This window comes from Actinomyces sp. oral taxon 181, from assembly GCF_018370895.1.
In the GTDB taxonomy this organism is placed as follows: domain Bacteria; phylum Actinomycetota; class Actinomycetes; order Actinomycetales; family Actinomycetaceae; genus Pauljensenia.
On the sequence record NZ_JAGYZL010000010.1, the window covers coordinates 33982 to 47527 of the forward strand.

Consider the following 13546-nt stretch of genomic DNA (forward strand, 5'->3'; position numbering starts at 1 on the left):
CACATTATGAGGTTGGGGTGGTTGCCAAAATATCAATCACGATGCACAAGGTATCGTCACCGGTCGCCTGATCAGGAGGCAAAGTAATCGCTAACCGAGAGCCGACTTTCTGATCAATAAGAAGCGGACGAAGTCCAGGCATAAGCTCACTGAGTCGAACCCGCTCTGGCACGCCGGTACGCCAGGTCGATTGCCGCTCGATTCCATCAGTCCACCCACTGACAAAGTACTGAACGACTATGTCGTCATCAGAACGCACCTGCGCTCCCGCCCCCGTCAGGAGTGGCTGAGTTGTCGGTCCGGTCGGAAGTTGATCCCCATGTTTAATGATGGGGCCCTCATCTCGCATCGTCACTTCAAGTGGCCCCGAGCCGCTGGCTTGGGCAGATGCCTGCCCCGAGGCCAAAGTTGGGAGAATATCGATGACGACAATTTCACCCTTGGTTGAGCGGGCAGTCGGTGTGGGAGATGCCGTACTGTCAGAAACTGAGGGAAGTGGACGCGCGAAGAGCAGGCGACTTCCCTCAGCCCGTCCTTTGACTTCGTGTGCCATATCAGCACAAAGGGAGTCATCTTCGGCACGTCCGTCAATAAGACGCGGGCGCCCGTTAGGAGACAGAATCTCACCCGTTGTTGAGTCAAATACTGTCACTGAGAGTAGGACCGGTGTTCCCGCTGTAATGGCGCGACCGTCGCCCTGCGACAAGATCTGGTGTTTTGTACTGACAATTTGAAGGGGCTGGCTCAGTTTAAGTGTCGGTGTTGCACCAACACGACCAGAGACCTCGACTGCACTCAATACCGAGCGAGGCGCCTGTCCTTCCGTGGCCTCCTCAGAAGAAGGACGAAGGAACCAGATCAATCCAAGAATGAGCGCGCAGACCAGGAACAATACGGAAAGGACAACAAGAATCCGTCGGCCGCTGCGGCGCGAAGGATTTCGTGCCTGCCCCGTTTCTTCTCCGTGTTCCTGAGCGACCGGATGAAGTCGCGAAGAAAGGTGTTTTCCGCTCATGCAGGAAAAACCTCGTGTGTTGAAACAAGGCCAGAGATAAATTCATCGACCGCCAATGACGATGTCGCAAAAGGATCGTTCATCAGAACGTATCGATTCGGATCGTCAATCCGTGCCGCACGAACCCAATCGAGAGCAAGTTCAACGCCAGCCTCTTCAGCGGCATTGATGATCTTCGAGCGAAGGTGGGCACGCGTTGTCTGGGGAGCGTTCACGCATGCATTGTTCACCTGTTCATCCGTGGTCATGCGGCGCATTGCTCCTGTACGTTCCAAAGCTTGCCGCAAACCATGAGGACCGATGTCATGATACGAGAGCAAAAGCCGTGCAACGCGGGGATCATCAAGCGTCGTTTGCTTCCGCTTGAGGTACTCGCGGATCAGACGGTACTTAATCGCAAAATCGAGTTCGTGATCAATCCCCGACCAGTCTTGGCTGCGGAGTGCATCAATCCCCCGTTGCCACAGATCGATAATCGCTTGGGTTGTAGGTTCTGAGGAGTCCGACGTGCGATCGATCTTCAACACATCGATGACGCGCTGCAAAATGCGCTCTTGGATCTCAACAGCACTTAAATCTGGTCCGCTGACCATAGCGATTTTGTTCTGTCCGGAAAGATCATGATTGATCTGACGGATTGCCATCATTGGATCAGCAAGTTCCAAATCTTTAAGGTCCATACCTTCCTCGACGGCATCAAGAACCAATGCGGTCATGCCGACCTTAAGGAAAGTGGTTGCCTCGCAAACATTCGTGTCTCCGCTGATTACGTGAAGACGTCGGTACTGACCTGCATCAGCCAGGGGCTCATCGCGGGTGTTAATAATTGGCCGTGTACGCGTTGTCGCAGAGGAAACGGCTTCCCACATTTGCTCCGCGCGTTGGGAGAAGCAGTAACTAAGTTGGGTCCCCTGCCTGCGTAGATGTCCCGCACCGACAAGGATTAGGCGCGTGACAAAGAAGGCGACCAGTCCATCCGCAACTTGTCGGAAATCTCGACGACGGTGCAGAAGGTAGTTTTCGTGGCACCCAAAACTATTGCCCGCTGAATCAACGTTATTTCGGAAAAGGTAAATTTCTTCGGGATCTGGCAGCTGGCTAAGCGAGCTACGCGCCACATCATTCAGTTGATTCAGCAGCTCATCACCGCAACGATGCTGTGCGAGAAGGTCAAGAAGAGTGTCACACTCTGCAGTTGCATATTCGGGGTGTGCGCCAACATCAAGATAGAGTCGCCCACCGTTGCGCAGATACAGGTTAGGAGCCCGACCGCCCTGTGCGAAAGGCTCAAAAAGCAGGTGCGCAGCAGCATCGGCATCGTGAGTAGCACGAGCCCCAGAGCGTGTTGCGCAGGTTAGCCCGTACTCTGTTTCGATTCCGATGACCCGTCGCTTCACCTCACTGGCCTCCCTTTTGGACAAAGCCCTGGACGAAAGATTCAGCATTCGTTTCAAGGACGGTATCAATCTGATCAAGAAGTTCGTCTAGAGAATCACTTTGGGAGGAAGCCTGAGCTTGTACCTGACCCGCGGCCTCATCATCCTCATGACCAGCGCCACCTGCGAACAATTGCGAAAGACTCATATCTACTCCTGTTCTACACGGCTTAATGTACCGTGCTCAAGATCGGAAAGGACCGACGAATCAATACTGGCAGCCTCAACAATAGGACGGCGAATCATCTGATCGCCCTGCGCTTCACACAAAGATGTCCACGATGCGGCGATCAGTCCTGGAAGGTTCCGCACTGCATATCCACGCAGGTAAGCACGAGTATTTTCTGGCGCCCAATCTGCAGCATGTTCGACTTCCTCAGGAGTGAACATCCGCTTCACACGACCGGCCCGATCAAGCGCAGCCACCAGAGAACGATCCTCACGCAAATCCGCCCACTGCAAATCCATCGCAGCAAGCTTAGGGTCGTCCCACGTGGTTGACAGACGCTGGCGCTGACGATCGAGAAGCTGATACTTCCCAACCCATTCAACCTCGGTGGCGACGCTAAATAGCTCCTCAGACATACGCGTAAGGACATCATCCCAGTACTTCAGGACTAGTTCTTCGTCTGCACTCAGTTCAATACCCACGCGACTGAAGGTCTCAGAGACCAAATCGACATAGATCTTTTGAATGTCGAGGGCGCTTCGCGCACCTCCTGCAAGCCCTGCCTTGTAAGTCAGCGTCGGATCATGGCTGATGTTCCAGGTTTCTTGAACCGGATCATCCATCGCAAGAGCATCCCATTCCATTCCGAGGCCGGCCTCAATTGCTTTGAGCACTAAGCCGGTCGTTCCCAGGCGAAGATAGAGCGAGGAATCGAATTGGTTGGCATCTCCGCCGATCACGTGAAGGCGACGAAAGTAGGCTGGGTTCGCATGAGCTTCATCGCGAGTATTGATAATCGGACGGTTAAAGGTAGTCTCTAGGCCAACTTCATTTTCGACAAAGTCAGCTCGCTGCGAGATCTGAAAACCGGCAAATTCACTGCGCTGGCCGATTCCAACGCGTCCTGCACCACAAATAACTGGGCGGGTTACGAAGAACGGGGTGAGGCCTCGGATAAGGTCATCGAGATCAATGCGACGGCTGATCTGATAGTTCTCGTGGGTACCGTATGCTGCGCCCTTACCATCCGTGTTGTTCTTAACCAACACGATCTCGTCTCCGCGCTCACGAGCTGCTGACATCATTCGTCGAGCAATGACCTCGCCGGCACGATCCCACAGGACTCCATCGCGTGCGCTAAGCGTTTCAGGCGCAGAATATTCTGGGTGAGCATGATCAACGTAGAGCCGGGCTCCGTTGGTCAGCACAGATGACACCGATGCGGGCAAATATCCACTTGACTGCCTCGGCAAAGGAAGTCTTTCACTTCCGCCCGAAGGAGCAAGGTGATAGGGGTCATCGGTAAGCATCGAAGGATCTGCAGCTGCACGCGAAAGCCTCATACCGCGCAAGTCATTCAAAGGATCTTCAGCCGTGTAGTCCCAGCGAACTGGCTGGCTACCCTCCGTAGGTGTACCGCGGCGCGAGAGAGCCGAGTAGGCATCAACTATCCGGCAGGATAGGTCAACCGGATCGGCACCAGGATTGTCCGGAGAATAAATACCGAATTCAGTCTCGGTACTCATCACCATATGAGAGCTCATTGCTGGTTCTCCTTCAAGGGATGGATATCAGCGATATCTTGATCCAGACCGATCGTGCGCGCCCAGTCCGCTGGAGCCTGTCGGGTTGCCAGTTCCATTGATTCGCGAATTTCATCGCCGAGGCCGCGCGTCACGTGATCGAGCGTCATCCCCTGAGTACCGTTCTCGATTGCATCGAGGATCGCGTATTTCTTCGCGCGCTCCACAATTCCTGCAATCATCGCACCCGAAACAATATCGGCAAGATAGATGATGCGTTCCTGACCGGAATGACTTCGAGCAGACAGCAAAGCCGAATTGTCATCGCGTCGATAAAGGCTGCTAACCGCCCTATCGATCATCTCGTCATGGCTCAGCTGCTGACCGTTTTGTGCAAGCGGCACAGAGTGGTCGAGATGCTTTCTGAAAATATCCTTCGCTGCACGTTCATCTGGGCGATCAATGCGGATGCGTACATCAAGCCTTCCAGGGCGAAGGACCGCGGGATCGATCATGTCAGCCCGGTTTGAGGCACCAACAATGACTACGTTGTCAAGACTTTCGACGCCGTCCATTTCAGCGAGCAGCTGTGGAACCACCATCGTCTCAACATCGGAAGAAATTCCAGTACCGCGTGTTCTGAAAAGAGCTTCCATCTCATCGAAGAAGATCACGACTGGGACCTTCGACGAAGCCAAGGCACGAGCCCGCGCGAAAATTGCACGGATCTGTCGTTCTGTCTCGCCAACGAACTTGGTGAGAAGCTCTGGGCCCTTAATTGAGAGGAAATAGCCCTCACCTGAAGAGCTGAACTCGCGTAATGATCGTGCTAACGCTTGGGCGATCAGCGTCTTTCCTGAACCCGGGGGCCCGTAGAGCAAAATTCCCTTTGTCGGCCGCAAACCGTATTGCCGATATAGCTCGGGATGACGCAGGGGAAGTTCAATTGCCTGCCGAATTGTCTCAATCTGAGCATCTAGTCCGCCGATGTCATCGAAAGTAACATCGGGAATTTCAGGAGTGAGAAGTTGCTCGACGTCTTGGCGAATAACACGTTCATAGGCAAAGGAAGTACGAGGGTCAACCAAAACGCTCTCTCCGGGCCGAAGAGTACCGTGGCGTAGCGGACCAGCAAGTTCAACAATGCGATGACTTCCGGCCTCAGCAGTGACTACAGCGCGATCCACCCCAATAAGTTCCGCAACCTGTGCAAGCTCGCCGGTTCGCGAATATTCGCCGATCCCGACAACAATCATCTTGTCGTCAATAAGAACCTGTTGCCCCGGCGAGATTGACGTGATGTCGAGAGAAGTATCAGCCGCGAGACGCATAAGGCGGCCTGAAACATAGACCTCAAGAACACGCGAAGAAGGCTGCGCGCGATGCAAAACTCCCAGGGTCAGCGGTGGTTGATTTAAATGCTTGAGTTGTTCCCTCAGGCGGAGAAGTTCTTGACGCGCCTGAGTGAGAGCCGCACTCAGATGGGCATTCTTCTGTTCAAGAATTGAGAGTGCAGCGTCACTGTTCGTCATCGCTACGCCCTTCTACCCACGCTCGCGCCTTAGTGTCGAGGTCCCTTTTGACCTTACGGATTTTCTTATCCGAGCTGACGCGAAGACCCACTTTCTGCTCGCTCCAGTCATCTTCGCTATTCCACGCCCCTTCGAGGCCTTCAGCAGCCTTCGCTGGACGCGTTGAGCGTTCCTGAGGAGTAGTTTGCGGAGCAAGACGCCTGGCAATCATCAAGAATCCTGTATGGGCAACCATTCGATGCTCGGGTCGCACAGCTAGGCCATCAACGTGCCATTCACGTGAGAGCGTCTCCCACGCGACGGGATCGGTAAAGTTCTGAGAGGAACGAAGATCCTCGATTAACCGGGACATTTGAGTCACGGTCGCGATGTAGCAGCACAGAACACCGCCGGGAACAAGCGCGTGTGCAACCGCATCCAAGTTCTCCCAGGGAGCGAGCATGTCGAGGACCACGCGATCAACACTCGAGGCAGGCATGGCATTGAGTTCATCTGCCAGATCATTGACCCGAAGATCCCACGCCGGATGCGGAGCACCAAACCAGAGTTCAACGTTATCGCGTGCAATCTGTGCGAATTCTTCGCGCCTTTCGACAGAAATCAGCCTGCCGCGCTCCCCTACTGCGTCCAAAAGAGCCATCGATAGAGCACCCGACCCAGCGCCGGCCTCGACAACTACTGCACCAGGGAAAATGTCTGCGTAGTGAACGATCGTCCCAGCATCTTTCGGGTAGACGACTGCAGCGCCCCTGGGCATTGACATGACATAGTCAACTTGAAGCGGGCGCAGAATTTGGAACTGGCGGCCCTCTTCGGTGGTGACGACCTGACCATCAGGGCGCCCAATTAAATCATCGTGATCGATAAAGCCACGATTGGACTGAAAACGACCACCAGAAACCAAAATAACGGTGTGCAAACGCCCCTTCGGGTCGCGGATTTGGACACGCTCCCCTTCTCGGAGAGGACCACGGTGACGTTCTTGGCCAAGGCCCTGGGCTTCATGTTCATGTGTGCTCATCGCCTCTACACTACCGCGGCGCATGGATGAACTGCCTGTTTAAACCCCGCGCGAAAAGGTGGAACTGGTTACGGTAGATGTATGAGGAATTCACTCCCAAGCCGACCTGCACTTTCGGCAAGCCGCACCAAAGAGTACCAGCGCTGCCCACTGCAGTTTCGCCTGCATGTCGTCGACCGCGTTAAAGAACCTCCAACGCAAGCAACACTTCTTGGGACAACAGTTCACAGCACCTTGGAAAACCTCTATGCCCTGCCAAGGGAAGAACGCAATGAGACACTCGCTATCGAGCTTTTACGTACCGAATGGGAGAAGACTCTTGCTGGCGACCCAAGTGTCATGAATCTTTTTTCAGACCATGCGGACTTCGAACGCTGGCGCGAACGAATGCATTCGATGATCACTAACTATTTTGCGATCGAAGATCCTCAAGCGCTTGAACCGCTGTCTACCGAAGCCCTTGTCGAGGCAACAACTTCGCAAGGAGTGAATCTCCTTGGTTACATTGATCGAGTCGACCAAGCACCCAACGGAGATCTGAGGGTCATCGACTACAAGACCGGGAAGGCTCCTTCCCCGCGTTTTCAAGAGGAAGCATTATTTCAGATGCGTTTTTACGCCCTCTTGCTTTCTCTCACAAAGCGACTGCCGAGGCGTACACAGTTGGTTTATCTCGCCTCTCAAAAGGTGCTGACCTTTGATCCGGATTCCGCTGATATTTCCCGCTTTAGTGAAGAACTTTCCCGGACCTGGGAATCGATGAGAAGGGACGCTTTGCAGGGCTATTTCGCTCCCCGACGCAACCCGCTTTGCAATTGGTGTGGAGTGCGTTCGATGTGTCCACTGTTTGATGGGACTACACCTGAAATTCCAGCCAGTGGCGTGGAACGTTTACTGGCAATGGGTCCGCAGCAATCTAGTCAGTGAGCGCGAACGAAGTTCGGTCGTTGCCCTTCCATAATCGACTCAATGACACTTTCACTGAGGTCACTGAGTTCGCGAATATAGGGAAAATCAGCGGCGAACTCTTCTGGCGCCGCTCCCTTGATTGCGACGGCCACTCCGCCACTGGCAGAAGCAGCTTCAAGACCAACCGGCGAATCCTCGACAATCATGCAGCGACGGATGTCAACTCCAAGAAGCTCAGCAGCTTTGAGGTAGCCCTCTGGTGAGGGTTTTCCTTCCGAGACATCATCTCCGTAAATTGCGTTCGTAAAACCGGGTGTTGCGGGTACATGCTCAAGGACCCTGGATGCAACTCGCCGTCGCGTCGCAGTAACGACCGCTGTCGGAATTGAGTGTTCATGGCACCAGCTCAGGAGTTCAACCAGACCGTCTTTCCAGGGCAATCCCGCATCGAAGCGATCGATCACCCCCTGCTCAACACGATCGGCAACCACGGCCTCGTCAAGAGGATTGCGGGCAAATGAACGCAAAATTGCCACCATCCGCGGCAAAGTAGACCCCAACATCTTTTGGCGCATCTGCGGGGTCATCTGTGTCCCCATCTCGGCGAGCACCTGTCCTTCCGCGCCCTCCCACAGGGGCTCAGTATCGACGATGGTGCCATCCATGTCGAAGAGAATTGCCTCAGGCAGAGTCATACTTTCGTACGTCCTTCACACAAGATTCACGCAGCGGGCGTTGTTCCCAAGGGGGAAAGCAAACCGCTTAACAGACCAAGAGCTACAAGAATACCAATTGCGATTCGGTACCAAACAAAGGGCGCATAGGACTGAGTGGAAATAATCTTCAGGAACCACAAGATCACAACGACGCCGACGACAAAAGCAATGATTGTTGCAGCGATTGTCGGGCCGACAGCAATGGTCTCACTGCCGGTCACAACCTTTGCCACCTTGTAGAGCCCTGAAGCCCACACAGCCGGCATTGCCAAAAGGAAGGAATAGCGGGCAGCGGCTTCACGGGTGTAGCCCAGGAAACGCCCCATGGTAATCGTTCCACCTGAACGAGAGACACCCGGGATCACGGCCATTGCCTGCGCAAGACCGTAGAGAAGGGCATCCTTCCATGTCATCGATTTCAGATCGCGCTCTTGAGGTGCATAGCGATCGACAAAGCCCAAAAGTAGGCCGAAAACGATCAGCATCGCCGAAGTGATCCACAGGTTACGCAAGCCCGTATCAATCGCATCTTGGAAAAGAAGACCCAAAATACAAATCGGAAGGGAACCGACGATAATCATCCAACCCATTCGCGCATCTGGATCACTTGAGGGTACTCGATTCTCCTTTGCACCCAGCGGCAAAGATCGGAACCAAGCGCTGAGAATGCGGACAATGTCCTTCCAGAAGACGATGACAACCGCGAGCTCCGTACCGATTTGCGTGATTGCGGTGAAAGCAGCACCCGGATCGGTTGAGCCCGTAAGCTCACCGACAATGCGAATATGTGCGGAGGACGAAACGGGAAGGAACTCCGTCAAGCCCTGAACAAGTCCAAGGATGATTGCATCAAGCCAGTTCATATCTCCAACTCTACGGCGCTTGGCCTGAGGCTAGCCAAAGATGGGCATGTGTATGCCGTCATAGCCTGCGCGTTCTAGGCTTATCTCTATGGAGATTCGTCAATGTGGAACACATGGACTTTCTGTGTCCAGTCTGGGTTTGGGAACACTGACTTGGGGACGCGACACAGATGAAGATCAGGCATGCGCAATGCTCAAATCCTTTGTTGACGCTGGAGGGACTCTCGTAGAAGTGAGCCCTCTCCACGGTTCCGGACGCGCTCTCAGCGTTCTTGCCGAGGCCTTACGCGCCGTTGGCCGTCACCGAGTCAGGATTGCATTGCGTGGTGCAATGCGTTTCTCTCAAGGAGCCAATGAGCTCTCTGCTTCTCGCGGAGATATGCTCCGCTGCCTAGATACAACACTTGCGATTCTCGAAACAGATTTCATTGACCTCTGGTTAGCAACTCCGTCCCCTACAGGAATTCCGCTCGAGGAAACTCTATCGGCGCTCGAATGGGCCTATTCCAGCGGACGCGCGCACTACCTTGGGCTAAGTCACCGCGACACCTGGGATTGTGCACTCATGTGGGCACAGTCAGATCGACTTCCTCTGGCCGCCGTCGAAGAAGAATACTCACTCTTATGCTCTTCTCCCCTGCTCGAGCGAGCACGACACAACGGCTTTGGGTTTCTCGCTCATTCACCGCTTGCTGGGGGCGTGCTTACAGGAAAATATCGCCATACAACACCACCTGATTCACGGGCCGCATCCGCACATCTGCGTTCCAGTGTCGAGCCATACCTAAAGAGCAGTCTTCCGATTGTCGAAGCATTATCTCAGGCGGCACATGGGCTGGAATGTTCGATCGCTGACGTTGCTTTGGCATGGGTAGAGGGCACACCGGGAGTGACAAGCGCAATCATCGGGCCTCGAAATCTCGTACAACTCGAGCAGATACTCAATGGACGCATTGACCTTCCACTTCCGATTCGCCAGGTATTAAGTGAAGTGAGTGCTAAATAGGAGCGGGCATTAAATAAAGGTGTGCGGGCAGTAGCAACTGCCCGCACACCTTAAAGACAACTTGACCGACTAGTCTTCGTCTTCATCCTCATCAAGATCGACAAATCCATCGTCATCATCATCGACTTCTTCATCATCTTCATCGTCGTCGTCGTCAAAGTCTTCTTCCTCGTCTTCCTCATCCGAAACGATGAGGTCGAAAGGAAGCTCAACTTCGAACTGCGTGAAAAGCACGTCATCGTAGGTGAAGAAGGCATCACGGAGAGCTTCTTCAGCATCGATAAGTGCCTGTTCATCGACTTGATCAGAGGAAGCCACCTCGTAGTGATTCTCGAAAGCGGCAATCAGCTGATCTAGGACAAGACGAGGTTTCGTGGTCATAGTCACACATCCTACACGATGTCTACGGCAAGTTCAGCTGGGACCTAATCACAGAAACCATCAGATCAGCGCCCTTAATCTCTGCTGTTTGGTCGGGGCCTAAAATACGCGAATTACCCTGTGAATCGAGGAGTTGGGATACGCCGTGCTCAGGTCCCAGCGGCAAGATCACCCATTCGTCACTGGGGTTGTAGGTTGCCTGAGGTTCTTTACCAGACAGCTGCGAAGAGATATTCGAGATCACAATGCGCGCCTGTGCCCGAGCGGCATCAGCACGCTTTGATTCGCGAACATCCGTAACGTCACCGATCGCGTAAATATTGGTTTGGCCGACGACTTGAAGCGTTGGTGCCACCTTGAGAGCACCGTCTGGACGAACCGCGGACTGCAGCTCGGTACCTGCAACATAACCGGTATTCGGACGGGCACCATAGCACTGGAACCACATATCAGCTTCAATACGATGACCGTCCTTCGTTTCAACGACGAAACGGCCAAGTTCACCAACATTGAATGGCGGAAGGTAAGCGAGCTCCGAACCTTCAATGAGGCGGATATTGAGCTCCTTCAGTTGCTCGCGAACCTGATCGCGCAACTCATCAGCAAAACCCTGAGTCGGGAGAAGCTCAGATTGCTTTTCAACCAAGGTAATTTCTAGGTCCGGGAAGGCATTGCGCAGTTCCCCTGCGAATTCAATACCAACGGTTCCGGCACCTACCAAGAGTACGGAGCGGGCACCGTGAAGGTAGGAGTGCAACTGCTTCAGGCGAGCCTTTGCAACATCAGAACGCGAAGCCGAGTACTTTGCTGGGAATGGATAAGTTGAACCTGTTGCCAGAACAACGTAGTCAGCATCAATCGGGTCCTGACCGAAGATATGAACTCGAGTCCCCTCAACCTGAGAAACCGTTCCGTGAATGACCCGACCATTGCTCAGAAGATTCGAATAGGGCATGAAAATTGAATGCTGCCATGCCTCATCGACTGCGGCACGCAGAGCCGCAGCATGGTGAACAAACTGGTCTTTTTGCTCGACCAGAATGACTTCGGCAAGAGGATCAAGTCCTTTGGCGACGGTGACACCACCGTACCCGCCACCGACAACGACGACTCGGGCCACAGTGCTCTCCTTCTCTCGTTGGTTACCTCCCATTGTCCCTGAAAACCCAGAGAGCAACGAGTGCAAAAAGTGTGTTATTCCTGACCAAGGGCTCGAGCAATATTCGGTGTGAAGAAGTTTGGCCCCTTCAATACCTTGCCGTCCTCACGGAGTTTCACGCTGCCATCGGGCATGAGCTTCGACAGATTAGACGCCTGAATTTCTGCAAGAACACGATTCAAATCGATTCCTGATTCCAGGGCCATGCCATAGATCACGTAGACCAGATCGCCTAAAGCATCAGCCGTTTCGATGATGTCTCGCGTTCCATCATCTGCTTCCGTTGCACGTTGCGTCGCTTCTTCAACGATTGCACGTGCTTCCTTTCCGTACAAGGCTCCGAGCAGCTCAGCGAACTCTTCGCGGATCAAGCTCACTCGCATATGGAGACGCTCATAGTCAAGAGTTGGCTCTTGATGATCTCGAATACGGTCGGGCATGAAGTAGGTAGTGTGGAACTGCTGGACAAGAGCTTGTGGGCGCGATGAATCCAAGACTTCGGGGGCGCCTGCGCTAGGTCCGTCCCACGGACCTGCGGGTGTGCGCGGGTCAGTGGCAAGAATGCCTCCTACCCAGGCCTCGTATCCAGGAAGGCGCGCAATGCCTTCCTTGCGGAAACCGTTCTTCCACGCGGCCTTCCAGGATCCCCAATTTCCTACGTACGCCGCCCACTCAACTCGAGAAGCGCCAAATTTCTCAAATGCTGTATCTAGAGCAAGGGACACAGCCTCTGTTGCAATGCCCTCGCCCCACTCATCATGGCGAACAAAGTACGAAACTTCATAACGGTCAGAAAAATGAGTATTACGAATGAGCTCGATGCGCCCAAGGAAACGTCCATCATGGGCACTGCGAATCGCCCAATCAGCACTACCCTGCTCCCACTTCGCAGGTACCTTTGCAAGATTCTCTTCAGCCATTGACAGGGTGTAGGGATAGGGAATCGACGTTGTTTCGTGAAAAATTGGATCCTGCAATGCGTCAGTAAGATCCGCCGCATCGTTTGCGGACAGCGGGACTAAGACAATATTTTGACCATGAACGTCAAAGGGTTCCATCAGTGTGTTTCCTCCTGTGTTGATGCATTGGGGTGGACCTGTTCCCACGCAGTCGTCAGAATTCGCCTCATCGCTTCGGTATCGTGCATTCCCTGGACAACAAGACTCCGGTCGAAGAGATAGGTCGGAATAGTGTCAATTCCCATCTGTACAGCGATCTGGTAGTCCGAGAAAACTTCAGACGAGGCGACGGGGTCGCTCAGAGCGTCAACAACCAGCATTTCAGGGATCCGTACATCCTGTGCACAACCAATCAGCACATCTGGATCCGCTAGGTTCAAACCGATCTCAAAACGAGCACGGAACAAGGCTTCGGCATATGCAAACTGATACGTCCCGGCCCCGCTCGTCACTCCGGATTCTTCGTCCATTTCCCGCGCAGCCGCCATCGCTTTATGCGCAAACGACGTCGGCGCAACGATCAAGGAATCAAAATCTAGAGAAATTCCATCGGCACGAGCAAGCTCACCGACGTGAATAAGAGCATCAGCAGCTTCCTCTTGGCTCATGCCTGGATGCGTGTGGACCAAGAAATCCGCCTGAGACATTTCAAGAACAGCAGACTGCTCGGGATCAAGCAAATAGGAGTGGAAACGAACCTCGACCTGGTCGCGATGTTCGAAACGCGTGAGAGCATCACGCAGATGATGGATACCGAGGTAACACCAAGGGCATGCAAAGTCTGCCCATACGTCAACATGCATGAAGTCTCTCCTCGGGGATAAGAGCACGTTCGCCTATGCACAGGTTACGTTGCG

14 protein-coding genes are annotated in these 13546 nt (G+C 53.8%); 2 read left to right on the forward strand and 12 right to left on the reverse strand.

Going from position 1 to position 13546, the window contains the following annotated elements:
• Nucleotides 1-4: 4 nt before the first annotated feature.
• From KHW85_RS05745 to KHW85_RS05770, 6 genes are read right to left on the reverse strand one after another with little or no spacing between them, the layout of a single operon-like run.
• The gene (locus KHW85_RS05745; protein WP_291459140.1) at nt 5-1015 is read right to left on the reverse strand and encodes a hypothetical protein; all 1011 of its coding nucleotides are present in this window, start codon (nt 1013-1015) and stop codon (nt 5-7) included.
• Nucleotides 1012-2412, reverse strand: coding sequence for a proteasome accessory factor PafA2 family protein (locus KHW85_RS05750; RefSeq protein ID WP_291459141.1), 1401 nt, complete (start codon nt 2410-2412; stop codon nt 1012-1014). The genes KHW85_RS05745 and KHW85_RS05750 overlap by 4 nt, the downstream gene beginning before the upstream one ends.
• A gap of 1 nt (nt 2413) precedes the next feature.
• Nucleotides 2414-2599: a ubiquitin-like protein Pup gene (locus KHW85_RS05755; RefSeq protein WP_048713483.1), complete on the reverse strand. Its 186-nt coding sequence runs from the start codon at nt 2597-2599 to the stop codon at nt 2414-2416.
• Between the two features lie 2 nt (nt 2600-2601).
• Entirely contained in the window at nt 2602-4164 is a 1563-nt protein-coding gene (gene dop, locus KHW85_RS05760; protein WP_291459142.1) for a depupylase/deamidase Dop, read from the reverse strand.
• The gene (gene arc / locus KHW85_RS05765; protein WP_291459143.1) at nt 4161-5675 is read right to left on the reverse strand and encodes a proteasome ATPase; all 1515 of its coding nucleotides are present in this window, start codon (nt 5673-5675) and stop codon (nt 4161-4163) included. The genes dop and arc overlap by 4 nt, the downstream gene beginning before the upstream one ends.
• The gene (locus tag KHW85_RS05770) at nt 5662-6696 is read right to left on the reverse strand and encodes a tRNA (adenine-N1)-methyltransferase (RefSeq protein WP_291459144.1); all 1035 of its coding nucleotides are present in this window, start codon (nt 6694-6696) and stop codon (nt 5662-5664) included. The genes arc and KHW85_RS05770 overlap by 14 nt, the downstream gene beginning before the upstream one ends.
• Before the next feature lie 81 nt (nt 6697-6777).
• Between KHW85_RS05770 and KHW85_RS05775 the strand changes: the two genes are divergently transcribed.
• Nucleotides 6778-7623: a PD-(D/E)XK nuclease family protein gene (locus tag KHW85_RS05775; protein WP_291459145.1), complete on the forward strand. Its 846-nt coding sequence runs from the start codon at nt 6778-6780 to the stop codon at nt 7621-7623.
• On the opposite strand, the gene KHW85_RS05780 is transcribed toward KHW85_RS05775, so the two are convergent.
• Both KHW85_RS05780 and KHW85_RS05785 read right to left on the reverse strand, forming a co-directional pair.
• Nucleotides 7617-8300, reverse strand: a complete 684-nt coding sequence (locus tag KHW85_RS05780) for an HAD family phosphatase (RefSeq protein ID WP_291459146.1) — start codon at nt 8298-8300, stop codon at nt 7617-7619. The two genes, KHW85_RS05775 and KHW85_RS05780, sit on opposite strands and share 7 nt — an antisense overlap.
• A gap of 26 nt (nt 8301-8326) precedes the next feature.
• Nucleotides 8327-9184, reverse strand: coding sequence for an undecaprenyl-diphosphate phosphatase (locus tag KHW85_RS05785; protein WP_291459147.1), 858 nt, complete (start codon nt 9182-9184; stop codon nt 8327-8329).
• Nucleotides 9185-9272: 88 nt separating this feature from the next.
• On the opposite strand from KHW85_RS05785, the gene KHW85_RS05790 reads away from it, so the two are divergent.
• The gene (locus KHW85_RS05790; protein WP_291459148.1) at nt 9273-10190 is read left to right on the forward strand and encodes an aldo/keto reductase; all 918 of its coding nucleotides are present in this window, start codon (nt 9273-9275) and stop codon (nt 10188-10190) included.
• 69 nt (nt 10191-10259) lie between these two features.
• Here the strand turns inward: KHW85_RS05790 and KHW85_RS05795 are convergent, their stop codons facing one another.
• From KHW85_RS05795 to KHW85_RS05810, 4 genes are all read right to left on the reverse strand, one after another.
• On the reverse strand, nt 10260-10571 hold the full coding sequence (locus KHW85_RS05795; protein ID WP_291459149.1) for a DNA primase: 312 nt from the start codon (nt 10569-10571) through the stop codon (nt 10260-10262).
• Between the two features lie 22 nt (nt 10572-10593).
• Nucleotides 10594-11691, reverse strand: a complete 1098-nt coding sequence (locus KHW85_RS05800; protein ID WP_156335487.1) for an FAD-dependent oxidoreductase — start codon at nt 11689-11691, stop codon at nt 10594-10596.
• Nucleotides 11692-11765: 74 nt separating this feature from the next.
• A complete protein-coding gene (locus KHW85_RS05805; RefSeq protein WP_291459150.1) occupies nt 11766-12788 on the reverse strand; it encodes a GNAT family N-acetyltransferase in 1023 nt (340 codons plus the stop codon).
• A complete protein-coding gene (locus KHW85_RS05810) occupies nt 12788-13492 on the reverse strand; it encodes a DsbA family protein (RefSeq protein ID WP_291459151.1) in 705 nt (234 codons plus the stop codon). Before KHW85_RS05810 ends, KHW85_RS05805 begins: the two co-directional genes overlap by 1 nt.
• Nucleotides 13493-13546: the final 54 nt, after the last annotated feature.